Here is a 24,192-nt window from a genome sequence, read left to right as displayed (position 1 = left end):
GAATCAAAAAATCTAAATTTGCAACTATGCAAAAAATCCTTATTGTAGAAGACGAAAAAGCAATCTCAGGAGTATTACACAATATTCTTTCTGATGAACTTACTGATTATGAATTCATTATCGCCGAAGACGGCCTTGAAGGTTATAAACAGATCGAAAAAGAAGATTTCGCACTGGTGATTTCTGATATCAAGATGCCTAAGCTTTCGGGGACTGAACTTTTGAAACAAAGTATGGTTCTGAAGCCTGAAACCACTTTTATCATGATCTCCGGCCACGCGGATATCGATTCTGCTGTTTCCTGCCTGAAGGAAGGTGCATATGATTTCATCTCCAAGCCGATTGACATCAACAGGCTGATCACCAGCGTAAAAAATGCCCTGGCTAAAGAAACCCTGAAGAAAGAAAACAAAAATCTCCAGACTGAAAATAAAACTTTAAAAAGAAAGGTCAGCAAAAAATACCAGATGATCGGTGATTCTCCTGCTCTTAAAAAAATCCAGGATATGATCGAAAAGGTAGCGGCTTCCGACGCAAGAGTTCTGATCACAGGCCCTAACGGTGCAGGAAAAGAATTGGTAGCTCATGCCATCCATAATCAGAGCGACCGTGCAAGAGGTCCTATGGTGGAGGTAAACTGTGCAGCTATTCCTTCTGAACTTATTGAATCTGAACTGTTCGGACACGTAAAAGGTTCGTTTACCGGAGCAATTAAGGATAAGCAGGGAAAATTTGAGCAGGCTAACGGCGGTACCATCTTTTTGGACGAGATCGGAGATATGAGCCTTATTGCCCAGGCTAAAGTATTAAGGGCTCTTCAGGAAAGCAAAGTTTCTCCTGTGGGAAGCGATAAGGAAATCAAAGTGGATGTAAGGGTAATTGCGGCTACCAACAAAAATATGCAGAAGGAAATTGAGGAAGGAAAATTCAGAGAAGACCTTTACCACAGGCTTTCTGTGATTGAAATTTACGTTCCGCCTTTAGATGAAAGAAAAGAAGATATCAAACTATTGGTAGAGCATTTTTCCGGCATGATTGCAGACGAGCATGGTACTGCCGTGAAAAAATTTGATGATAAGGCTATTGATGCGCTAAAAGCTTTTTCATGGACCGGAAATATCAGAGAACTTAGAAATGTGGTGGAAAGATTAATTATTCTTGGTGGAAATTCTGTTTCCGCAGAGGATGTTGCAAGTTTTGTAAGGAAATAATTTAATTAAACATTAAATAAATTATAAAAATTTGCAGTAGCCTTACTGCAAATTTTTTTTTGAACTTATTTCAGATAATAACTATATGAATCATAAAATACGATGAACTTTTTAAACAGAAACTATACGAAAGAATGCCTGACGCTGGCTCTGCCTGTAATGCTTACGCAGGTGGGGCAGGTCTCGGTGAATTTATTCGACAATATTATTGTCGGAAAACTTTTAGGAGCGGATGCACTGGCTTCCGTTTCATTGGGGAATGCTGTATTTTTCTCCATATTCGTTCTGGCGCTGGGGTTTTCATTTGCCATCCCCCCGCTGGTTTCCGAGGCGCATTCCAAAGAGGATCATGCGACCATCAATTCGGTATTCAGCCACGGATTTGTTATCAATATGTCTGTTGGGATCATCCTGATGGGGCTTCTGTTCCTGGGAATGCCCCTGCTCTATCATTCCGGGCAGCCGGAAAAGATCATTCCGAACACGGTGGATTTTCTCAGCATTATGGCGATCAGCATGATCCCGTTTATGGCTTTCCAGACCCTGCGTGAGGTTTCAGAAGGTCTTTCCTATACGATTGGGGTTACCAAAGCCACCATTATCGCCAATATCATCAATATTGTCCTGAATTACGTATTGATCAAAGGACTCTGGATCTTCCCGGAAATGGGCGTAAAAGGATCTGCATTGGCAACACTCATCTCAAGAGTTTTCATGGTGGTTTTCCTGTATTTTGTACTGGTTAAAGAGAAGAAAACAAGACGCTATATCAAAGATTTTTCATTAAAGATTCAGGATTTCTCCAGAAAAATGTTCGATAAAATGGTGAAACTGGGATTACCGACAGCCTTACAGATGTTCTTTGAGGTAACGGCTTTCGCAGGAGCTGCTTTCATCTGCGGACTGATCTCTGCGCATGACATTGCTTCTCACCAGATCGCGTTGAGTATGGCTTCGTTTACCTTCAACCTCTGTGTAGGCTTCAGTGTGGCATCAACGGTAATGATCGGAAGAAAGCTTGGGGAACAGAACTTTACTGAACTGAGAAAAGTAGGGATCAACAATCTGAAAATTGCATTTATTTTCATGTGTATCTGCGGACTGGTCTTCATTTTAGGAAGAAATATCCTCCCTACATTCTTTACCAAAAAAGAGGAAATTGAAGTCATTACTTTAGCTTCAAAACTCATGATTATTGCTGCTTTATTCCAGCTTTCAGACGGAATTCAGGTAACAGCTCTGGGAATGCTGCGGGGATTACAGGATGTGAAAATACCGTCGATCTACACTTTTATCGCTTACTGGATTATCACAATTCCATTGGGATATTTCCTCTGTGTCACTATGAAAATGGGAGCTTTCGGTATGTGGATCGCTCTGGGACTGGGACTTACGGTTTCTGCCGTATTCCTGGTGAAACGGTTTTTAAATATGTCTGCGAAGAGAATTAAGCAGTCATTATAAAAAATACATTTATAAAAATGAACGCGGAGCCCTGAACTCCGCGTTTTTTTTATTTTATTTTACTACTTTTGACACGTCTTATTTTAAACGATACCATGAAAAAAATACTATTCCTGCTGGCTTTATATGCAGGTTCTTTTTACCATTCACAAACCAACAGATTCACCTATCAGCTTCAGTTCCGTAAAGATGTTTCGGAAGGTTACAGGGAAATTGTGATGAATCTGGACATCAGTCCCAAATCCGTTAAATTTTACGATAAAAAATTCGCTGAATATGATTCTATCAATAAACTGGATCGTGGAACGACTTCACATTACAGCACCAGAACAGACCAGATTATTGAGAGAAAACCGGACTCTTTCAAAAATAACTGGTACAGAGACTTCCATGATTATTTCATTGTAAAAACAAATGATGAAATGAAATGGAAACTATTTCCGGAAACACAGGAATACAATGGTTATAAACTTCAGAAAGCCACGACAGATTTCGGAGGCAGAACGTGGACGGCCTGGTTTTCCAACGAAGTGAATATCAAAGAAGGTCCTTACAAATTCAGAGGTCTTCCGGGGTTAATCTTTATCCTCGAAGATGCAGAACAGAATTTTGTTTATAAACTGATCAACAATAAAAAGCTCAGTACAGAGTTCGATACCAAAGATTTTATGGAAAGTCATTATGGTAAGCAGGCTATTCCCATCACCAACGAAAAATTCAATACCTATGTTGAGAATCTTTACGCAGATCCTGTCCGGATCTTTGCAGATGGGGTAAAAAACGGCAACAAAGCCAATTTTAAAAATGAAACGGTAGAATCTATTGAGGAACTGAACAGTAAAAAAGCAATGCTGCAGAATGGCATCAGAGAACGCTATATCTATATTGAGAAAGACAAGCAGCCTGTATTTAACAAATAATCAATTTCCGAATATAGTTCACAGAATTAAGTAAACCAGAATAAGCGGTCACCCAGGCCGCTTTTGTATTTAATCAACTTTTCTTCCCAGAATTTTCAGGCTTCTTTTCACACCGTCCAGAATGGCAACCTCAGGTAATGTTCCCCAGTCTTCAAATCCGAAATTCCGGAAAAGCTTCAGACTCGGTTCATTGTGAAGAAAAATGAGGGCGACCAATGTATGGATTTTAAATTTTGAGGCGTTATCGATGCAATACTGAAGAATTTCCCCGCCATATCCTTTTCCCCGGAAGCTTTCATCGAGATAAATGCTGACCTCTGCTGTTCCGCTGTATGCAGCTCTTTCATGAAACGAACTGAAACTTACCCATCCTACTGTTTTACCTTCAGGATCTTCTGCCATCCAAAGCGGTCTTGTATCCGGATGATGTTCCTCAAACCATTGATGCTTACTTTCTACACTAACTTCGTCTACATCAGCCGTCACCATTCTTGAAGCAATAGTTGAATTGTATATTTCAACAATTTTCTCCAGATCTTCCGGCCCGGCATTTCTGAATCTGATCCCGTTCATTATTTTTTGTTCAAAATTAATAAATTTCAACAACACCCTTAAATAAATTAAATAAAAAGATAAAATTTTAAATAAATAAAAAGAAATACCCCCTAAAAAAACAATACGCGATATTTAATTTATATTTTTTAAAGCCCGGTTTAAACTTCTTACCGTAATTCCCAGATAAGCTGCCATATCTTCTTTTGAAAGACTGACTCCCTGCTGATGCTGAAGCTCAAGAAGCTGTGACAGTGTGTGTTCCGTGGTATAAAGCTGCTGATAAGATGCCCGGCTTGAGGTATTGACGATCCTTTGCGCAAAGACATCGAGCAGCAGATTGTTCAGAACCAGATCGTTTTTGATCAGAGACCGGAAGAAAGGAACTGACAGCGTATAAGCGCTGACCTCCGTCAAAGCTTCAATACTGCATAAACACGGAATATTCCGGATCAGCTCTATCTCCCCTACAATTTCTCCTTTTCCAAGAAATTCAACGATATATTCTTTTCCGTTCTCTTCCACAAAAAAGCATTTGGTGATGCCTTCTCTGATCAGCATGATCCCGGAAGGTTTCCGGTTCTGGATCAGCATATCTTCCCCTTTGGAAAAAGATCTCAACAGGATGTTTTCCTTATTTTCTTCTTTGCTGTAAAGTTTTTCTATATATTCTAAAAATAGCTGATTGGTCCGTAACATATAATATCCGGGACAAATGTCCTTTCGCTGTTTATTTTTTATTCTGAATTTTGCGGTAAGAAAAATACAAAAACTAAAATGAATAATCACATCACCACCATTGCTTTTGATGCAGATGATACCCTTTGGATTAATGAACCTTATTTCCAGGAAGCGGAAAAGGAGTTCTGTACGCTGCTTGAAGATTATCTGCCCCGGCATTCGGTTTCCCAGGAACTGTTTAAAACAGAAATGCAGAATCTCCATCTTTATGGCTATGGGGTAAAAGGTTTTATGCTGTGTATGATCGAAACGGTTAGCAGGGTTTCAGGCGGAACGGCCTCCCTTCAGCTGATTAACAGAACTATTGAAATCGGCCGGGAGCTGCTTCAGAAACCCATAGAATTGCTGGAAGGGGTGACGGAAACCCTGGAAAGTCTGAAAGGAAAATACCGACTGGTAGTAGCCACAAAAGGAGATCTTCTGGATCAGGAGCGCAAACTGAGAAATTCCGGGCTTCAGGAATATTTTCATCATATTGAGATTATGAGCGACAAAAAGGACAGCGATTACAGAAAGCTATTAAAGCATCTGGACTGTCAGCCTGAAAACTTTCTCATGCTGGGGAATTCGATAAAATCTGATATTATGCCTGTTCTGGAAATCGGCGGATCGGCAGCTCATATTCCTTATCATGTCACATGGACTCATGAGCAGCATGAACATACCCTGGAACATGAGCGCTTTATGGAACTGAAAAGCATTGATGAAGTACTGAATTATCTGTAAGTTCCGATTAAGGAGTTTAATATTTCTTTTCAGCATGAAACCATTACCAATCAGACATTTTTACACAGGACTGGTTATTCAGGGTTGTGTAAAATTGTTTTCAGATTTCGTCTGCATTAAAGCTATATCAGAAGAATATATCACTCAATATAACTATCAGGTCGCTCCTACGGAGCTCACCTCACCTTAGATCATATATTCAATTCTATGAACAGAGTACTCCTACAAAGCACTTAAAAAAGCTCAAATACCATCATATTTTTTACAGAAATTTATAAGCTGACCGTCAAAGTCTGATTTTCTTATCCCGGATTGAGGTTAAGTAATAAGGGTCTGTTTAATTTTTTATAAGCGGAGTATTATCTTCAATGATAAAATTCTAAAGTCTAAGCAGGCTCATAAACCTTTTCAGCTTCGGCAGAACTCCAGATATTTCCGGATCATTTCAGAACTGTATTTTTTATCAAAATAAACCAGCCGGTCAGCATACTCCGGGTGTTTCCGGTCTGTATAATAATTGAATTCGGCGATATATTCAATCAGATTTTTTGAAGAGGCATCGTTATCAAGGACCATTTTCTCCAGTTTTATCAGCACGGAATCTATTTCTTTTTCCGTCCATCCGGTTCTTTCCATATTTCTCCGGTTAGCAGAGTTCAGCAGTTCAGGATCGGAATTTTTAAGCGCTTTAAGGCTGTCTCTGTACCGGATATTTTCCTCTACTCTTTTCACATGTTCTTTCTCCATGAAGATGTATTTGTAAAGCTCATCTGCAAGAAACGTACGGGAAACCATGCAGCCCTCCGCTACGGTAACAGGATCATTGTTTTTCAGATGATGAACAAAAAGCTTTTCCAGAAACGGCAGCTTACGGCTGAATACCAGGTATGAAGCATAGGTCTTACTTACCGGGACCCCGTTATAGGCTATATACTCTATTTCTTTGTCGGTTGCTGTTCTGCCTAATTCCGAATAAAGCTTGTAAGCATCGCTTTCGGCTCCTGCAAATCCTCCGACAGATGAAGATTCAACCATATCGCTTAGAGAAAGTTTCTTGTAGATTTTATCTGTTTTTCCGGACAGCTGCCCTAATCCCCAGACCGGAATCAGAAATAGAATATGATATAATTTCATAAGTAGGATTATTAGTTTCTGTTAAACGAAATTTCCATTAAATTATTTTCTCAATCCGCCCATTAGTGTTTCACTAATTACCACAGAATTCCAGATATTCTTTAATAATTTCAGAACTGTATTTCTTTTCAAAATAAGCGAGTCTTTCATAATATTCAGGACGTTTTTTTTCTTTATAATGATATACTTCTGCAATAAGTTCCACTAAGCGTTTTGTTGGGGACGGGTCATTAAGAACGAGCTGCTCAAATTTCATCAGCACTGAATCAAGTTCGGCTTCATTCCATTTGCTTTCTCCCGGATCAAGCTGATCCAACACTTCCAGCTTCATAGGATCCAGATCTTTAAGAGCTCTCATACTGTCGACAAATTTTTTGTCGGCTATCCTCATTTTCATACCGTCTTTTTCCCAAAAAACACTTTTATAGAGTTCATTGGCAAGAAATGAATCATAAATGACACATCCTGACATGATTCTAACAGAGTCGTTATGTTTTAAATAATAAGAAAAGAGTTTATCAAGACCTTTGAGTTTTCTCGCAAAAAATGCCTGCGAAACATATGTTTTTACAATCGGGGTGCCGTGATAAGCCAGATACTCGATTTCCTGACCTGAAGCATATTTATCCGGATCAGCATAAAGCTCAAATACACTGCTGCGCGCTCCCTCATATCCAATAGCAGAAGATTCTGCTCTTTTACTTTCAGACAGTTTTTTATAAATCTCATTGGTTTTGTCAGACAGCTGGCCGAAACCCAGCGCAGGAATCAGAAGTAAGATACAGTATGGTTTCATAAGTACGGTTATCAGTTTCTGCGGAAAAGAAAAGCCCGCTACTGTTGAACGGGCTTTGTCTTCATTTATTTTCTATTTCTTTAAACATTTTTCAAGGAACTGATCCTGTTCCCATAAAAGATGCAGGATATTTTCTTTGGCCTGATAACTGTGTGCCTCTTTTGGCAGAAGAACCATTTTTACCGGAGCTCCCAGGTTTTTCAGGGCCTGGAAATACCTTTCGGTCTGAAGGGTAAAGGTTCCGGGGTTATTGTCCGCATCACCGTGCACCAACAGTAATGGAGTTTTCATCTGGTCGGCATGCATGAAAGGAGACATTGTATTATAAATTTCCGGAACATCCCAGTAATTTCTCTGCTCCATCTGGAATCCGAACGGGGTCAGTGTTCTGTTATACGCTCCGCTTCTGGCAATACCGCAGGCAAATAATCTGGAATGGGTAAGAAGATTGGCCGTCATAAATGCTCCATAGGAATGTCCTCCTACTGCTACTTTCTTTTTATCGATATATCCCAACTGGTCTACTGCATTAATGGCTGCTTCAGCATTAGCAACCAGCTGAGGAATGAAGGTATCGTTCGGTTCTGTTTTTCCTTCTCCGATGATCGGGAAAGCAGCATCATCCAGTACGGCATATCCCTTTGTAGTCCAGTAAACAAAAGAACCGTAATAAGGGAACGTAAAGTCATTGGGGTTCTGGGTATTCTGCCCTGCCGTATTTTTGTCTTTGTATTCCGTAGGATAAGCCCAGATGAGCAATGGAAGCTTTTCTTTTTTAGCTTTACGGTCGTATCCTGCCGGGAGATAAAGTGTACCGGTTAATGTTACCCCATCATTTCTTTTATAGGTAATCACTTCTTTGTATACATCTTTAATGCTTTCAAAAGGATTGGCAAAGCTGGTAACGGCTTCTGTTTTCTGAGATTTAACGTTCTTCCTGAAGTAATTCGGGTATTGGCTGGAAGATTGCTGTGTGGTGAGAATTTCCCCTTTTGCCGGATTCAGAATATCTATAATTTCTTCTTTGGCATTTTTAAGATCCGAGGTGTACAGTCTTTTCTTTTTCAGTGATTTCATATCCATTTCATCGATAAAAGGATGCTGTCCGTCTTTGGTAAAGCCATCACCAATCAGGTAAGATTTTCCGCCTTTCATATCAATCACATATCTTCCATACTGGTTCTTAGTCGTATTGAATCTTCCCGGATCATTGTACACGTCCTGGGAGTTCCGGTCTTCAATCACTTTCGATTCACCGTTGTTAAGGTCTACCAGGAAAGATTTTGTATTTCTGGTATCATACCATCCTTCGGAAATAACAGCATAATGATCGTTGGACCATTGCGCTCCTTCATATCTCTGTTTTGTTTTAAAGAATGATTTGGGAGATGCTGTAAAAGGTGCTTCCCAGGTAAATATTTCATCTCTGAAATCTGCCTGTTTAGACTGGTCCCCGCCATCCAGCGCTTCTACATACGTTAATGTAGCGGGAGCATCGCTTCTCCATCCCATATTTCTTTTTCCGGTTCTCACAGAAGAAAACCCTTTGGGCATGATTTCATTCAAAGGAACTTCGTTGACTACTTTTACGGTATTTCCTTTCATGTCATATACCGTAGTGGTGAGCGGAAACCTGCTGTAAGGGACAATATAGGAAAAGGGCTTTTTTATCACAACCGCCATCAGATAGTTTCCGTCGGGAGAAAAGCTCAGTCCGGCATACATATCCTTATCTTTTACCTTTTTCAGGGTACCGTTCAGATCAACACTGTAAACTTCCGAAGCGGCAATAACTTCAAAGTTTTTTTCATCCTGAGGATTTTTCAGAAGGTCCTGATAGGTTCTGTTCTGTGAAACTTTGCCGTCTGCAGTAGAAACAATGGGTCCTGTGGGCAGGTCTTTATCTGAATTGATAAGAGCAGGCCTGTTCTGAGGAAGAGTTCTGATCAGTAAATTTTGTGAATCATTGTACCAAAGGTATGGGGTTCCCAGATTGGCATTCAGATTATCATTTGTTATCTTTTTGGCTGTGGCTGTTTCCATATCTACGATCCAGAGTTCCACTCCTTTTCCTGTTGTATTGGTAAAAGCCAGTTTTTTTTCGTCCGGGGAGAATGAAATGGAGGTTATTTTAGGATCGGCAGGAAGATTTCTGACCTGTATTTCATTCTTATCATTTATTTTTCTGATTTTCAGATTATTTGAATAAGTAACCGTACTTGAAATATTGGTGACCGGATTTACCCGTAGCCCGCCCAGTTTCAGTTCCTGCTGGTTGAGATCTTCCAGTGTTTTATAGGTAGGACGGTAGGTAAAAACAATCCAGTCTTTTTTACTGTTCATCAGAACGCCGGGAGGTCTTTCATAATCTGCCAGTTTAAGGATTTCAGCAGATGGTTTTTGGTAAGCAATATTTTCCTGTGCATCATAAAAATTAAGAAATGCAAGGAGACAGATAGTCAGCTTTATCTTCATAAAAATCATTTTTACTAATATAATGAAAATTAAAAGATGTATAAAATTTATTAAAATAATCCCACCAAAGGGATATATTTGATTTTTTTCACTTACATTTATCATTCAAAATAAAATAATATGAAAAATTTAAGAAAATTATCAAAGAGCAATCTGAAAACAATTATCGGAGGAAGTGCTCCTTTATGTGATGACGGGTACAGAGCCTGTGTAGTAGGCAGAACAGAGCACGGATCACCCATCTGGGACTGCATCCCGACTTCATCCCCGTGCAGACCGTAAAATGCAAAAGAGGCACCTCATTTCCGGGGTGCCTCTTTTTATTTACAGATTTTAGCTTACCATTCTGAAGCTCTTCTTCTTTTCTCTATCATATGATCCACAGATATCTTTCCAGCTCCGAATACCATCAGCAGAAGGTAAACAGAAAGGTATACCAGGCTCATTTCTCTATCCTTAAAAGGATCTGCCCCATGTACCATAAAGGCAGCAACGATCATGGTAAAGATCAGAAACCCTAATGAAACCCTTGTAAAAAGACCCAGTATCAGGAGTATTGAACAAACAAATTCAGCAAAGACGGCAAGGATCAGCGAGATCTGCGGTCCCATTCCCAAAAAATCAAAAAAATCTGCTTTCCCTCCTCCGATAAGCATCTGAAGCTTAGGAAAACCGTGAGACAGCATGGCAAAACCAATAAATACTCTCACGACTAATAAAACAAGATCTTTAGGGACTGAGCTGGAATTCGAATTTAAATAGTTCATCTACTAAAAATTTAGACTAAGGTAATAAAAATCTTTTAATACAACGGGATTTCCGGTGTTTTTAGTTTATCTGTATCCGAAATTTTTAAGATCCCTGTCGTTTTTACGCCAGTCTTTTTTCACTTTAACGAATAAATTCAGATGGATTTTTTTACCAAAGAACTTTTCAAGGTCCAGTCTTGCTTCTGTTCCTACTTTTTTAATGGCTTCTCCTTTATGGCCGATAATAATTCCTTTCTGGGTATCTCTTTCCACGTAAATAATAGAATCGATGAAGATAATACCTTCTTTTTCTTTGAACTGCTCTGTAACCACTTCCACGGAATATGGAATTTCTTTTTCATAGTTCAGAAGGATCTTTTCACGGATTGCTTCGTTCACAAAAAACCTTTCGGGTTTGTCTGTAAACTGGTCTTTATCATAATAAGGAGGGTTTTCCGGCAATAATGATTTCAGTTTGGGAAGAATGATCTCCGTATTGAAAGCATTCAGTGCTGAAATGGGAAGGATTTCCGCTTTCGGGATTCTGCCATGCCATAATTCCACCAGTTTTTCCAGTCCTTCCTGATCCGTCTGGTCTACTTTATTTAAAAGAAGGAGTACGGGAACCGGGATTTTATTCAGTTTATCAATCAGAAATTCTGAAGGTTCCGCTTTATCGGTTACATCTACAATGAACAGGAAAACATCAGCATCCTGGAGGGAATCTTTTACAAAATCCATCATTTTCTCCTGAAGTCCGTATTTAGGATCCAATACACCGGGGGTATCGGAAAATACGATCTGCAGGTCATCTTCATTATAAATTCCAAAAATTCTGTGACGGGTTGTCTGAGCCTTTTGCGTTACAATAGCCAGCTTCTCTCCCATCAGTTGATTCAACAGGGTAGATTTTCCGGCATTAGGCTTTCCGACTATATTTACAAATCCAGCTTTATGCATAAAAATAATATTACGAACTGCAAAGTTAGTAAAACAAAATTGGTTTCGGGGTTTATCTCCAATTTTAGAAAGAAAAAAGCGGTATCCGGTAATCAGCCCTCAGAAATGATTTCCAGGAATCCGAATTCTGAAAAATGAAGATATTTTATTGTATTGCATAGGCTAAAACTGATATTTTTGAAGACCAGAATTCTTTTTATGAATATAGACCAGATCCTTGACCGTATACATGTTCTTCCTGAAGCTTCCAAAACCAGTCTGAAGAAACATATTACTGAGGTTTCATACCCAAAACACTTCTGTCTTATGGAGGCGGATAAGATCATTCCTTATGTTTACTTTATCAGAAAAGGTATTGCAAGGGCTTATGCAACCACAGCAGAGAATGATATCACGTTCTGGTTCGGAAGTGAAGGTCAGACGGTTATCTCAATGAAAAGTTATGTGGAAGATAAACCCGGTTATGAAAGCATTGAGCTTCTGGAAGACTGTGATCTGTACAGACTGGAAACAGAGAGTCTCAGAACCTTATTTAACGGGGATATCCATATCGCCAACTGGGGAAGAAAACTGGCTGAATCTGAAATGATAAAATCTGAAGAACTGATTATTTCAAGACAGTTTAAAACTTCTCTGGAAAGGTATAAAGACCTGATAACCCACAGTCCTGATCTCCTGAAAAGAGTACAGCTGGGCCATATTGCTTCTTATCTGGGCATCACCCAGGTAAGCCTGAGCAGAATACGGGCAGAAATTAAATAGCCGGGAAGCCGGAGGAATGGAAGTTATTGAACTGAGTGAATCAGCAGTCTTATTTTATTGATTTTAAAGGTAAAGGTAACGATAACTAAAACCAATTGGGGACTGAGATGAATTCCCGCAATCTTCATCCCTGAAATTAAGCCTGAAAATTCATTTTTTATCATTTGTAAAATTTTTTTTCTTTTCAAATCCTGAAATTTGCAGGAGAAAAATTTAAGAAAATGAATTGGATTATTTTAATCATTGCCGGACTGTTTGAAGTAGCTTTTGCTTCATGTCTGGGGAAGGCTAAGGAAACTTCCGGGACTGAAATGTATTACTGGTACGCCGGATTTCTGGTAACCATGACGATCAGTATGGTGCTTCTGATCAAAGCAACACAGACTTTACCGATAGGAACCGCTTATGCCGTATGGACCGGAATAGGTGCCGTAGGAACAGCCCTTATGGGAATTTTCTTTTTTAAAGATCCCGTAAGTTTCTGGAGAATATTCTTTATTGTTACCCTGATTGGTTCCGTAGTAGGTTTAAAAGCAGTTTCTCATTAATATATCTTGGTTTTCTGTATTTGAAAATATCTATAATTTTTTCTTACATTAGCAAAAAACTAAGAAGATGAGAAAAGCATTATTATTTTTATTAACAGGCGGCCTTTTGACTGCTCAAAGCACAGAACTCTTTAACAACAATTGGTATATTTTCAAAATTGTAACAAACGGGCAGACCATCACCACTCCGGCAATGGATCTTTCCCTTAGCGCTTCTAATTTCAAAACGTTCGGAACATCAGAAATACAGTATAATTCAACGTATTTCAATACCTGCCAGCTGGGTATTGTTTTTATTCCCAATACCAACAGCTTTACAAAATCCGTTTCTGCATGTACGCTTGGGGGATATGGAGGCAGTAATGCGATTGCTGTGGAAAATTATGACAATAAACACTCTGATTTTTTCAACTATCCGGCTATTGGAAGTATTTTCAATTATGAGATTGTAACCAGCGGATCCGGACGTACATTAATTGTAACCAACCCGGCCAACGGAAACCAGGTCTATTACAACAGTTCATTCCTTGCCGCAAAAGAAGCGCAGCCTGTGAAAAATATATTCAGGGTATATCCCAATCCGGTAAAAGAAGATCTGTACGTGGAAAATATCAAAAAGGGACTTCCCGTTAAAATCTTTGATATGCAGGGAAAACTGATCTATGAAACGGTAAGCAATGAAGAAAAGCTTAATATAAAAACAGGAAATTTCCCAAAAGGACAATACATCCTGACAGCTGAAAACTATAAGTCTTCTTCGTTTACAAAAGAATAAACACTTCTATCTATCAATATAAAACCGTCCTCAGTATTCTGAAGACGGTTTTATTATTTTTTGAAAACCACGGGAAGAATTTCATTGTGCCTCAGCCCGTATTTTTTAATTTCCTCGTCGGAGAATTTCTGTGAATAAAAATCCGGTTCGGTTTCAAAACCGGCCTTCCTGAGGCGGTCGAAATAATCCATTCCGTACCAGCGTACATGATCATATTGTCCGAAGTGTTTCTGGCGTTCTTTAGGATCTTTGATCGAGAAATCCTCATATGTTTTTTCCAGTGAGTTTTTCATAGGGACCTGAAAGATTCCCCATCCACCGGGCCTCATTACCCTGTACAGTTCGCTCATTGCTCTGGCATCATCTTCAATATGTTCCAGAACATGGTTGCAGAAAACAATATCGAAGCTTTCATCGGCAAACGGCAGATCGAGGATGTCTGCTTTTACATCTACAATCGGAGAAAACAGATCAGCAGAAATGTAATCCAGGTTTCTCATCCGTTTGAATTTTCTCAGAAACTCCTGTTCGGGAGCAATGTGCAGCACCTTATAGTTTTTAATGAAAAAATCGGTTTCATTCTGGAGGTACAGCCACATCTGGCGGTGTCTTTCAAGGCTTAAAGTACCTGGAGAAAGAGCATTTTCTCTCTGTTTTCCATATCCGTAAGGAAGAAATTTGCGGTAAGACCTTCCGTCAATAGGATCAAAGAACTTATCTCCTTTGAAAAACTGGTAAATCAGCGGTCTGGCCCAGATGCTCATTTTAATCAGCACCGGACGCGGAATTTTATTGAGTAAAAGTTTCGTTACTTTTTTCATTAAAAATCCAATTGGAATGGCTTTTCTTCATCACTTACAATACCCAGAGCTTCATAAACATACTGGAAAGTGGAAAGCAATACCGGCTTACCGTTGATCACCGCCACGTCATGTTCGAAGTGTGCGGAAGGCAGATTATCCAATGTCGTTACCGTCCAGCCGTCATTATGGAATTTTACTTTTTCAGTTCCGAGGTTGATCATCGGCTCAATAGCAATAGCCAGACCGTCTTTGATCACTTTTCCGCTTCCCTGTCTGCCGTAATTAGGAACCTGAGGGTCTTCATGCATTTTTCTGCCCAAACCGTGCCCTACAAGTTCTCTTACTACTCCGTATCCTTCTTTTTCACAATGTGCCTGGATAGCATGGGAAATATCCCCGATTCTTTTTCCTCTTACACACTGTGCAATTCCTTTGTAAAGGGATTCTTTGGTTACCTGAAGCATTTTTTTCACCTCTGGCTTTACTTCCCCTATTTCAAAGGTATAGGCATGATCTCCTACAAAACCATTGAGAATTACCCCACAGTCTACGGAAAGAACGTCTCCTTCTTTTACAATATCTTTATTAGGGAAACCGTGAACAACCTGTTCGTTGGGAGAAATACATAAAGAATTAGGGAAACCTCCATATCCTAAAAAGGCAGGTTCTGCTCCATGATCTTTAATAAAATCGTGCGCCAGTTTATCCAGATATAAGGTATTGATTCCCGGTTTAATTTCTTTTGCCAGCATTCCCAGTGTTTTGGAAACCAGTCTGGCACTCTCCTTCATCAGGCGGAGTTCCTCTATTGTTTTTAGCTGAATCATTGTTTTAATTTACCAATGTATGAATGTAGCAACGCCATCATATCAAACAGATACGCTGCCAGATTATTTATTTGTCTTTTCTACCAGAAAAGTCCTTTTTTCTTTTCTTTTTTAAGTTTAGAATAAGCCAGGACCTCTTTTCCTTCTACCCGGAATTCTATTCTTTCCTGGATGATGTTATAAATTTCTCCCCATCCCGGAAATCCTCCTAAATTTCTGTCGTCAATGAACCAGTCTGCATCCAGTTTTCTGGACTGTGTGGCAGAATCGAACACTTCTCCTTCAAAGCTGGAATTCACTGCATAGAACTCAATACCGTTCTGTCTGCAGAATTCTACGGCCTCCTCCAGTGTTTTCCCGTGTCTGTATGTCCAGAGAATCAGTCTGTACCCTTCTCCCTGAAGTCTTTTAAGGGTTTCAAAAGCAAAGATTTTTGCTTTTCCAATTGCCGGATACGCATCATCTACAATAGTTCCGTCAAAATCAACAGCAATTTTTTTATTATTTAACATTTTGTTCTTTTTTTAGCTTTGCAAAGATAAGAAATAAAAAGAGTGCCAAAAAACGATGACACTCTTAGTTTTATAATTTAATGATTATGTGGACTAACTTTTTACCCAGCTGAACTGAAACTGAAGATCGGGAGTAGAAACCCTGTCTGTGATCTTCTGAAGTCTCGCCGGCAGTTTCATTAGATATTCCTGAGCTTTTTCAGCCTTTTCAGTAAGTCCTTTTACATGTTCTATCTTCCATTCGTCCAGCAGGTCTTTCAGAATATTGATGTAATCCTGGCCTGTGTATACCATACATCTCTGCGCTGCATCTGAGAAATGCCCCCAAAGCTCTCCTGCTTTCTGCCCGGACTGTCTCATCAGGTGGGCAGGCATTACAATTTTTTTGCGCATCATATCTTCAAAGGCAAGAATCATTTCCGAAGGATCAATTTCAAGGATTTTGGCTACGAAATGTTTGTAAGCTTTGGCATGTCTCGCTTCATCGGCAGCAATTACCCCGCACATTTTTGCCAGTTTTCCGTTTCCGGACTGTTTTGCCAGTGTTCCTACCCTACGGTGGGAAATGTTGGTCGCTGTTTCCTGGAAGCTTGTATACACGAAATTTCTGTACGGGTCCATGCTTGTTCCCAGATCAAAACCATCGTTGATCAGGTATTGAGTCGTAATTTCCACTTCTCTCATGTTCACTCTTCCGCACAGGTAAAGGTATTTATTCAGTAGGTCTCCATGTCTGTTTTCTTCAGCAGTCCAGGCTCTTACCCAGTTTACCCAGCCTACGCTTTCTTCCTGATTCACTCCGTCTACTCCCATCAGCCAGGATTCGTAAGAAGGCAGAGCTTCTTCTGTGATACAGTCCCCGATCAGGGTTACAAACAGATCATAAGGCATTTCACGGGCGAAGGTCTGAATTTCTTCCAGATCATGTTTAAAATCATCGCTTGAAGGATCCGGAAGCATATCTGAAGGCTGCCAGATCTTTTCGATCGGCGTTAAAAATTTTTCAAGAAAAGAACCTACTTCCTTTTCCAGAATTCCCATTACTTCTTTCCTAACAAGCTTTTGATACATTGTAACTCTATTAATTTTAAACAGCAAAGATATGATTTATTTATTATTTACCGCATAATAAAGTATGCAACTCATATCATGTCTGACATAAATCATAAAAAAATGCCGGCATGTAATTATAGAACGGCATTTTTTTAACATTATTATTGAATTTTAGCTAACTAAAATATTTCCTGTCATGATTTCCGGAATTTCCACTCCCATTACCTTCAGGATGGTTGGGGCAACATCTCCCAGTTTACCGGGCTTCAGGTTCCAGGTATGGTCTTTATCCATCACAATAAAAGGAACCAGGTTGGTTGAATGCTGGGTATTAGGGGTTCCGTCCGGGTTGATCATTACATCGGAATTTCCGTGGTCTGCCAGAATGAATACTGCATATCCGTTTTCATAAGCAGCTGTGGCCACTTTTTCAATGCATTTATCTACTGTTTCCGCTGCTTTTACTGCGGCTTCAAAAACTCCGGTATGCCCTACCATATCGGTATTGGCAAAGTTTAAACATACAAAATCTGCGGTGCCGTTTTCCAGTTCCGGAACAATAGCATTGGTAATGTCGTAAGCTGACATTTCCGGCTTCAGATCGTAAGTAGGAACATCTTTCGGGCTTGGGCACAGCAGCCTTCTTTCTCCTTCAAATTCTTTTTCCCTTCCTCCTGAGAAGAAAAATGTCACGTGAGGATATTTCTCTGTTTCAGCAATTCTGATCTGGGTTTTACCGTTTCTTTCAAGTACTTCTCCCATAGTATCCTGAAGAACATTTTCGTCGAAAACAACCTGTACATTCTGAAATGTTTTGTCATAGTTGGTCAGTGTAACGTAGTAAAGGTTTAGTTTACGCATAAAATATTCCGGAAAATCTTTCTGAGAAAGAACTTCTGTAATTTCACGGCCCCTGTCTGTACGGAAATTGAAACAGATCACCACATCATTATCGATAATCTTAGCCACGGGCACCACATTTCCGGTTGCCGTGGTATTGACCATAATGACAGGTTTGAGGAATTCGTCTGTTATATTGTTATCATAAGAAGCTTTAATAGCCGCTGCTGCATCCGTAGTCTGAAGGCCTACCCCTTCTACAAGGGCATCATATGCCAATTTTACACGTTCCCATCTTTTATCTCTGTCCATAGCGTAATAGCGCCCCACAATGGTTGCCAGTTTTCCGGTAGTTGCCTCCATGTGTTTCTGAAGCTCTTCGATAAAACCTAATCCTGAATGCGGATCACAGTCTCTTCCGTCTGTAAATGCATGAACAAAAACATTTTCGTTGAGTCCGGATTCTTTGGCTGCCGTTAAAAGCCCTTTGAGATGATTGATATGGGAATGCACACCTCCGTTGGAAACCAGTCCTATGAAGTGTACTTTTTTATTTTCTTTTTTAGCATATTCAAAAGCATCCTGAATGACTTTTTCCTGTCCCAAAGTACCGTTTTCCACTGCCATATTGAGTTTTACCAGGTTTTGATACACCACTCTTCCTGCTCCTAAATTCATATGCCCCACTTCGGAATTCCCCATCTGTCCTGCGGGAAGTCCTACTGCCAGGCCGCTTGCTTCAAGGGTTGTATGGGGAAATTTTTTATAACAGCTGTCGATAAACGGGGTATCTGCTTTATCTATTGCTGAAACTTCCGGGTTCATGCCCAGCCCCCATCCGTCAAGGATTGCTAATATTGCTTTTTTTGACATTTTGTAAACTTTTGTTATACAAATTTACCTAATTTCCGATGAACAGAAGAATTTGCAGTGTTGAATTTTAACTGTGTGCTGAATTTTAATATTCAGTGTAAATTCAATCTTCATTTTGTAACAGTTTCTCATAAAGTCTGCCGGATCTGCATAATCTGCAAGCCAAAAATATTTATAAGCAGCTGTGTATCCGTGGGAAAATTTGTATTAATACTTTTTCAAGCGCAAAGTTCATTTATAGACAATGCTGATTTAAAGCATGCAAAGAGCGGAATCAACTCCGTTGATTCAATGAAGTGATGGATTAGCCTCCGGCTGTTTTAAAATTTATAAACCTGTGAGATTTGAAAGATCTGTCGGAAATTAAAATCTGCGGAAACAAAAATACAGATAATATATAGTTTTGTTTCCGCAGATTATACAGATTGAGCAGATTTTCCAATCTTTATTTATTGATTATCAGACCAGTTTGTAATTTCATAATGTACCGGCTTTGAAGGTTTTTCTTCAATTCTAATATTCTGCCATTTGTTTTTTCCTTTTACATCTGCCTGAATCTCCCAGTTTCCTTTGGTGAATTTAAACTGGGCGGGAAGATGTATTTTTAAGGTAATGCTCCTTTCTCTGGCACTTTTCCTGTTCATTTTAATGGAGGATGGTGTCCAGTTTCCCAATTCCGGCTGGTTTCCGGTAATGTATACCTCATCATTTTTATCAGGAACACTTACAGTGAAAGTTACTTCATGGGTTTCGTCTGAATAGGGTTTGTAAAAATCCTCAAATTTCATTTTTTGATTTTTCGTGTATTCTCTGATATAAGGATCCAAAAAGCCGCTTTCTTTCAGGAATTCCAACGGATCTTCAATATTGAGGATATCATGGATCGCTTTATGTTTATCTTTTTGCCTCATGAAATAAGATTCCGAAATTTTATACCCCATCCAATATCCCAGGTCGTTGGGTCTGTCGTCTTTTTTACTGGTTCCGTATAGCCAGTCTGTGTTATCATCATTTTTCAACCGGGTAACGAATTCTCTGCATAAAGCTTCCAGATGGGCTTCTCCATAACGAAAAGCTCCGGTATTGATATTTTCACCTGAAATCATTTCGCTGATAAAATCAGCACCACCTTCCATCAGGGTATTTTTTAATAAACTGCCATCCCCTTTGATATTCTGCTGAAAATGGATCAGTTCGTGGGCAACAAGTCCCATTACCCCATCCAGGTTATTCAGCATTTCCGTCCCGATAATAATTCCGTCTTTGGAAACTGTCCCCCCGGAATTGAACCGGCCATAGACAAAATAAACGGGAGGAAATTTAGCTTCCGGATGCCAGTATTTCATTGCGCTGTAAATAGCTCTCGCCCTTTTTTCTTTCTGCCCTACTCCGGCAAGAACATTTCGGCTTTTCAGGTAATCTTCCTTCCGTTTTCTGACCATTGTATACAGGGAATCGGCATTAATAATTCTGAACTCTGTAAAGCCTTTTACTCCCGGTGAACCATTTTTCATATAGTCTGCAAACGGATTTTCTTTAGAAGTTTCCATTTTATCGAAAGCTTTCCAGAAACGGTCGGTATCACCGGTTTCAAAGATTGCATTCATCGGATCATCGGAAAATCCCGTCTGTGCATTTACTGTTGCATAAGTGAGAAAACAGGCCGCAAGAATCTGATAGGATTTTATTTTCATGGTTTTTTATGAGTTTTTTTATTTAACAGCGTAAAGTAGGAAAATATTATACGAAAAAACAAAAATTTGTTCAAGAGGTATGGAAGACGGGGCATGGAAGCAGGAAAATTTTAAAAGCAACTTCTCTTCTTCTATTTTCCAGTGTGCTTAAAATGCTCCGGTTTGTTCAATTATTTGTTTCATTAAATTAATTATTATTAATTTTGTTTTATGGATTTACGAGATCAATTGAAGAACCTTTTTCCTGACCATGAGGAGCAGGATTTTGAAATGCCTGAAGAAGAATTCAAGCAGAAAGAACCATTGGTATGCAAGTTTGAGAAGAAAGGCAGAAACGGTAAGCCTGTTACCATTGTCGAAGGCTGGGAAGGCAGTGAAGAAGATTTAAAAAAGATCTCAAAAAAAATAAAAACGACCTTAGGAATAGGCGGTTCTGAAAAGGATGGTACGATTATTATTCAGGGAGCCAACCGTGATAAGATCATGAATATCCTTAAAGAAATGGGATATAAAACCAAAAGAGTCGGCGGATAGACCTAGAAATAGATCTGGGTTTCCGGCATCAGCTTCTTTAATTGTTCTATTTCAGTTTTATCTAATGGATTCCCTGTAAGGATCAATGTTTTCAGGTTTTTCAACCGGGTAATCTCAATCGGGATACTTTTCAGGTTATTACCCGCCAGATTCATACTGGTCATGTTTTTTAAACCTTTGATCTTTGATGAAATTTGGGAGATGTTATTTCCACTGGCATTCAGGTATTCGAGCTTTCGAAGTCTGAAAAGTGTTTCAGGTAATTTCACAATGGCATTCTGCTGAAGTTCCAGGTATTTCAGATTTTCAGGAAAGGAAAGGCTTTCCATATCGTTGATCTGGTTTTCTGCAAGATTCAAAAACTTCAGATTTTTGATGTTGTCTATACGATCTGTAATAAAACTGATCTGGTTTCCCTGAAGGTTAATTTCTTCCAAAGACGGAATTTCCATCAATGCTTCCGGAAACACATTCAGATTATTGGCTTCCAGATGTACAGCTTTTAACCGCTGAAGCTTCACCACATTCGGGTTGATGCGTGTAAGTCCATTGAGATTCATTGAAAAAGTTTCCAGCTTTGTCAGCATTCCGATTTCATCAGGGATAAACTTAATATTGTTTTCATTGACATTCAGGATCGTCAGTTCTTTTAAAGTAAAAATTTCCTGATCCATCTGTTCAAGCTTATTTCCCATGATATTCAAAAAGAAAAGTGACTTCAGTCCGGCAATTTGAGGGGGAAGGTTAAACATGCCTTTTTCCCGGAAACTCATACTGTATACAGTTTTATCACTGCTCAAAGCTTCTTCAATATTTGTAAAGGTTGGATATTTTACAGGGTCGATCTGGGCTTTTGCCTGAAAAAGAAAGAAAACGGAAACCGGCAGAAGGATTTTTTTCATAGATAAAAAGTGTCCGTTGCGGCAGCTTCGCTGCCGCAACGGACGGGAATTATTAATACTTATTTCTTTAATAATTTTACTGTTTTCTGAAACCCTCCTTCAGCTTCGATATTCAAAACCAAAATACGGGATGCTTCCAGCTGCTTCGTAAAGTCAAACTCCAGAGCTCTGTTTAAACCGTTGAACTTCTTTGTATAAACGATTTTTCCATCCATACTGTAAACGGTTACCAGAATATCTTTCAACCCTTTTTCCGAATTGATCTTCACGATTCCGGAAGTAGGATTAGGGGCCACTGTCACAGTAGTTTCAGAAGTCTGGCTATCAATGGTTCCCAATGAACCGTTGGTTCCGAGATTTTCTTTCAGGGCAATGACCACTGTTGCTGATTTCCCTCTGTAATCAACAGTATTTCCTGTGGCATCAATATCCGTTGAAATAGTAGAGTCAGGATGCTGAATAGAGAAGAAGCCAAATTTATGATCCGGAGTAAAGGTAAGTCCCGTTGGTTCTGAACCTGCCGGCATTGAAGCAAACAATCTCACTTTAGGATTTGCCTGGGTATGGTCCGGTGCAATAACCCAGATATAGTTTTTCCCTCCGTCCTGAAGCACCCAAAGGTTTCCACGCTCATCAAAGGTAAGGTTATCGTTTCCATCTCCCCATGCTTCGGTTTTCATTCCCTGAGCGGTATTGAATGAATAAGCCGTAGAAGCACCTCCAACGAATGTTTCTACCTGGGAAGCCGTAGTTCCGTTATCCTGAAGACGGTATACCTTATCAAGACCTTTTGCTGTAAAGTAAATCTTTCCGTCCAGCGGGCTGATATCCACGTCCTCCACTCCGTTGAATCTGGTTCCTCCCAAAGACTGGGCAAGTCCGGCAGTATTGTTCTGGTCTGCCTTTATTTTATTAGGAATCTGAACCCATGTTGCGGTGGTTCCTGCCGGATCTCCGGAAGCATTCAGTCCCTGATCCAGTTTCAGTACATAAAGATTTCCTGAAGACAGATCATTCGGGGTATCCATCACATACTTATATACCATGTGAGTTCCGCCGTCTTCACCATAATAAGCTATGGTTCCGGCATTGTTGATCACTACATTTTCATGGTTCATGATTCCCATCTGCCAGAGCTTTCCTTTGGAACCGTCAGGATTTTTAGAAACGACCTGTGCAGTAGCAGGATCTATTTCCACGAGCCATCCGTAGTCCTTATATCCGTCACCATTCACATCGCTGGATGTTACAGATTCTTCAGCAGTAACAACTGTTCCCCAGGGTGTAATTCCTCCCGAACAGTTCCTGATGGTCTGAACAAGGCTCGGAGCTGAGAAACTTACCGCTCTGGATCTTGTAAGCTGCCAAAGTTTGGTACTTGTATTATAGTTTACTTCTGCCATAGTTACTCCACCCGGATTCGTTTCATGGTTTACGGAAAGGTATCCGTCTGTGCTGCTTCCCGACCTGGCAACATACGCCGTAAAGTCATTCTGCCCGCCTACCATTCCGCCTCCTTCTGTATAATTATCTCCTTCTTTCAGGATGAGCTGGTATTTATGTTCAGCCGGAATAATCAGTTTATTGGTTTGTGCGGTAGGAACGATAGAGGTAAAACAGCTGATATGCGTTCCGTTACAGGCAGTCGGCTGAGGCGTGGTGGTTACTTTAGTTTTCAGATAGGCATCGATTCTGAGATCAGAACTTGTTACGCTTCTGTTGTGGAGTTCAACAGAAATTCTGTTGATTCCGTTTACAAATTTAGATTTCGGGATTGTGAAAAGATTGTATACGTTTTCTGCCGCTCCGTCAATGGTTGTGGATGAAAATGTATTGAACGTAACAGCACCGGCAGGCATATTATCCCTTACCACTTCTACTCCGTTCAGGTAAACAATAATTCCGTCATCTCTCATTACTCCAAGTTCCATTTCATCTGAAAGGGTTGAAAGATTCACGGTAAAATCTTTTGCAAAGTAAGCCGTGACAAGTCCGGTAGCTCCATTATGAATGGTTGTTGTTACAGGATCACCATATCCCAACGGGCCGTTTCCTACCGGCCATGCAGAAATGTCATAGGTTTTGGTTTTCCATTCATTCGGCTGCGCCTGGTCCAGATCTCTGTAACTCCAGGATGAGTTTCTGTCGAAAACAATAGTCTGTGCCTGTACGTTAAAGCCCGCAACTAACGCGAGAGCTCCGATTGCTAGTAGTTTTTTCTTCATTTTTTTGATTTATTAGACCCTGCAAAACTATTTTTTTGAGCCGGCACCTCCGTTAATAGGATTTTAAATATATCCTGATATTTGTTAATTAATCTGGAATTTAATGTTAAGTGGAT

General features: G+C 39.7%; 25 protein-coding genes. 10 read left to right on the top strand and 15 right to left on the bottom strand.

What is annotated here, in order from left to right; genetic code table 11:
• Positions 1-26: 26 nt before the first annotated feature.
• From AC106S_RS20290 to AC106S_RS20280, 3 genes are all read left to right on the top strand, one after another.
• Positions 27-1,211, top strand: coding sequence for a sigma-54-dependent transcriptional regulator (locus AC106S_RS20290; protein WP_482441509.1), 1,185 nt, complete (start codon positions 27-29; stop codon positions 1,209-1,211).
• A 102-nt stretch (positions 1,212-1,313) separates the two neighbouring features.
• Positions 1,314-2,675 carry an MATE family efflux transporter gene (locus AC106S_RS20285; protein WP_482441508.1) on the top strand — a complete coding sequence of 454 codons (1,362 nt, stop codon included), beginning with the start codon at positions 1,314-1,316 and terminating at the stop codon, positions 2,673-2,675.
• Positions 2,676-2,770: 95 nt separating this feature from the next.
• Complete coding sequence (locus AC106S_RS20280; protein WP_482441507.1) at positions 2,771-3,595, top strand: GLPGLI family protein; 825 nt, start codon at positions 2,771-2,773, stop codon at positions 3,593-3,595.
• A 69-nt stretch (positions 3,596-3,664) separates the two neighbouring features.
• On the opposite strand, the gene AC106S_RS20275 is transcribed toward AC106S_RS20280, so the two are convergent.
• Positions 3,665-4,168: a GNAT family N-acetyltransferase gene (locus tag AC106S_RS20275; RefSeq protein ID WP_482441506.1), complete on the bottom strand. Its 504-nt coding sequence runs from the start codon at positions 4,166-4,168 to the stop codon at positions 3,665-3,667.
• 114 nt (positions 4,169-4,282) lie between these two features.
• Entirely contained in the window at positions 4,283-4,846 is a 564-nt protein-coding gene (locus tag AC106S_RS20270; RefSeq protein WP_482441505.1) for a Crp/Fnr family transcriptional regulator, read from the bottom strand.
• A gap of 78 nt (positions 4,847-4,924) precedes the next feature.
• Between AC106S_RS20270 and AC106S_RS20265 the strand changes: the two genes are divergently transcribed.
• Together AC106S_RS20265 and AC106S_RS20260 are read left to right on the top strand one after the other, a co-directional pair.
• On the top strand, positions 4,925-5,614 hold the full coding sequence (locus tag AC106S_RS20265) for an HAD family hydrolase (RefSeq protein ID WP_482441503.1): 690 nt from the start codon (positions 4,925-4,927) through the stop codon (positions 5,612-5,614).
• 34 nt (positions 5,615-5,648) lie between these two features.
• A complete protein-coding gene (locus tag AC106S_RS20260; RefSeq protein WP_482441501.1) occupies positions 5,649-5,804 on the top strand; it encodes a hypothetical protein in 156 nt (51 codons plus the stop codon).
• Between the two features lie 218 nt (positions 5,805-6,022).
• Here the strand turns inward: AC106S_RS20260 and AC106S_RS20255 are convergent, their stop codons facing one another.
• The 3 genes from AC106S_RS20255 to AC106S_RS20245 all read right to left on the bottom strand — a co-directional run bounded on the left by AC106S_RS20255 (position 6,023) and on the right by AC106S_RS20245 (position 10,019).
• Complete coding sequence (locus tag AC106S_RS20255; protein ID WP_482441499.1) at positions 6,023-6,748, bottom strand: hypothetical protein; 726 nt, start codon at positions 6,746-6,748, stop codon at positions 6,023-6,025.
• A 73-nt stretch (positions 6,749-6,821) separates the two neighbouring features.
• The gene (locus AC106S_RS20250) at positions 6,822-7,544 is read right to left on the bottom strand and encodes a hypothetical protein (RefSeq protein WP_482441498.1); all 723 of its coding nucleotides are present in this window, start codon (positions 7,542-7,544) and stop codon (positions 6,822-6,824) included.
• A 72-nt stretch (positions 7,545-7,616) separates the two neighbouring features.
• Complete coding sequence (locus tag AC106S_RS20245) at positions 7,617-10,019, bottom strand: S9 family peptidase (RefSeq protein ID WP_482441496.1); 2,403 nt, start codon at positions 10,017-10,019, stop codon at positions 7,617-7,619.
• A 120-nt stretch (positions 10,020-10,139) separates the two neighbouring features.
• On the opposite strand from AC106S_RS20245, the gene AC106S_RS20240 reads away from it, so the two are divergent.
• Entirely contained in the window at positions 10,140-10,301 is a 162-nt protein-coding gene (locus AC106S_RS20240; RefSeq protein ID WP_153391867.1) for a bacteriocin-like protein, read from the top strand.
• Between the two features lie 56 nt (positions 10,302-10,357).
• Here the strand turns inward: AC106S_RS20240 and AC106S_RS20235 are convergent, their stop codons facing one another.
• Positions 10,358-10,786 (bottom strand): DoxX family protein, encoded by a 429-nt coding sequence (locus AC106S_RS20235; RefSeq protein ID WP_482441494.1) that lies wholly within the window; start codon positions 10,784-10,786, stop codon positions 10,358-10,360.
• A gap of 66 nt (positions 10,787-10,852) precedes the next feature.
• Positions 10,853-11,728: a GTPase Era gene (era, locus tag AC106S_RS20230; RefSeq protein ID WP_482441493.1), complete on the bottom strand. Its 876-nt coding sequence runs from the start codon at positions 11,726-11,728 to the stop codon at positions 10,853-10,855.
• 198 nt (positions 11,729-11,926) lie between these two features.
• Here era and AC106S_RS20225 point away from each other — a divergent pair, with 198 nt between their 5' ends.
• The 3 genes from AC106S_RS20225 (at position 11,927) to AC106S_RS20215 (ending at position 13,813) form a co-directional block, all read left to right on the top strand.
• Positions 11,927-12,490 carry a Crp/Fnr family transcriptional regulator gene (locus AC106S_RS20225; protein WP_482441628.1) on the top strand — a complete coding sequence of 188 codons (564 nt, stop codon included), beginning with the start codon at positions 11,927-11,929 and terminating at the stop codon, positions 12,488-12,490.
• A 221-nt stretch (positions 12,491-12,711) separates the two neighbouring features.
• Positions 12,712-13,038, top strand: a complete 327-nt coding sequence (locus AC106S_RS20220) for a DMT family transporter (RefSeq protein ID WP_482441491.1) — start codon at positions 12,712-12,714, stop codon at positions 13,036-13,038.
• Positions 13,039-13,105: 67 nt separating this feature from the next.
• A complete protein-coding gene (locus AC106S_RS20215) occupies positions 13,106-13,813 on the top strand; it encodes a T9SS type A sorting domain-containing protein (protein WP_482441490.1) in 708 nt (235 codons plus the stop codon).
• Positions 13,814-13,866: 53 nt separating this feature from the next.
• Here the strand turns inward: AC106S_RS20215 and AC106S_RS20210 are convergent, their stop codons facing one another.
• The 6 genes from AC106S_RS20210 to AC106S_RS20185 all read right to left on the bottom strand — a co-directional run bounded on the left by AC106S_RS20210 (position 13,867) and on the right by AC106S_RS20185 (position 20,415).
• Entirely contained in the window at positions 13,867-14,634 is a 768-nt protein-coding gene (locus tag AC106S_RS20210; protein WP_482441488.1) for a class I SAM-dependent methyltransferase, read from the bottom strand.
• Complete coding sequence (gene map / locus AC106S_RS20205; RefSeq protein ID WP_482441486.1) at positions 14,634-15,443, bottom strand: type I methionyl aminopeptidase; 810 nt, start codon at positions 15,441-15,443, stop codon at positions 14,634-14,636. The genes AC106S_RS20210 and map overlap by 1 nt, the downstream gene beginning before the upstream one ends.
• 80 nt (positions 15,444-15,523) lie before the next feature.
• On the bottom strand, positions 15,524-15,955 hold the full coding sequence (locus AC106S_RS20200) for a BT0820 family HAD-type phosphatase (protein ID WP_482441484.1): 432 nt from the start codon (positions 15,953-15,955) through the stop codon (positions 15,524-15,526).
• 93 nt (positions 15,956-16,048) lie between these two features.
• Entirely contained in the window at positions 16,049-17,026 is a 978-nt protein-coding gene (locus tag AC106S_RS20195) for an acyl-ACP desaturase (protein WP_482441482.1), read from the bottom strand.
• A 153-nt stretch (positions 17,027-17,179) separates the two neighbouring features.
• Positions 17,180-18,721, bottom strand: coding sequence for a 2,3-bisphosphoglycerate-independent phosphoglycerate mutase (gene gpmI, locus AC106S_RS20190; protein ID WP_482441481.1), 1,542 nt, complete (start codon positions 18,719-18,721; stop codon positions 17,180-17,182).
• Between the two features lie 449 nt (positions 18,722-19,170).
• Entirely contained in the window at positions 19,171-20,415 is a 1,245-nt protein-coding gene (locus AC106S_RS20185; RefSeq protein ID WP_482441479.1) for a DUF2268 domain-containing putative Zn-dependent protease, read from the bottom strand.
• 210 nt (positions 20,416-20,625) lie between these two features.
• On the opposite strand from AC106S_RS20185, the gene AC106S_RS20180 reads away from it, so the two are divergent.
• Positions 20,626-20,949 (top strand): translation initiation factor, encoded by a 324-nt coding sequence (locus tag AC106S_RS20180; protein ID WP_482441477.1) that lies wholly within the window; start codon positions 20,626-20,628, stop codon positions 20,947-20,949.
• Positions 20,950-20,951: 2 nt separating this feature from the next.
• Here AC106S_RS20180 and AC106S_RS20175 read toward each other — a convergent pair whose 3' ends face one another.
• Together AC106S_RS20175 and AC106S_RS20170 are read right to left on the bottom strand one after the other, a co-directional pair.
• Complete coding sequence (locus tag AC106S_RS20175) at positions 20,952-21,851, bottom strand: leucine-rich repeat domain-containing protein (protein WP_482441476.1); 900 nt, start codon at positions 21,849-21,851, stop codon at positions 20,952-20,954.
• A 59-nt stretch (positions 21,852-21,910) separates the two neighbouring features.
• Positions 21,911-24,076: an alkaline phosphatase PhoX gene (locus AC106S_RS20170; RefSeq protein WP_482441474.1), complete on the bottom strand. Its 2,166-nt coding sequence runs from the start codon at positions 24,074-24,076 to the stop codon at positions 21,911-21,913.
• Positions 24,077-24,192 lie beyond the last annotated feature (116 nt).

It is taken from the genome of Chryseobacterium sp. FR054 (assembly GCF_056844565.1).
The sequence above is the reverse complement of the archived record's forward strand: the minus strand, read 5'-3'. Positions and strand labels throughout refer to the sequence as shown.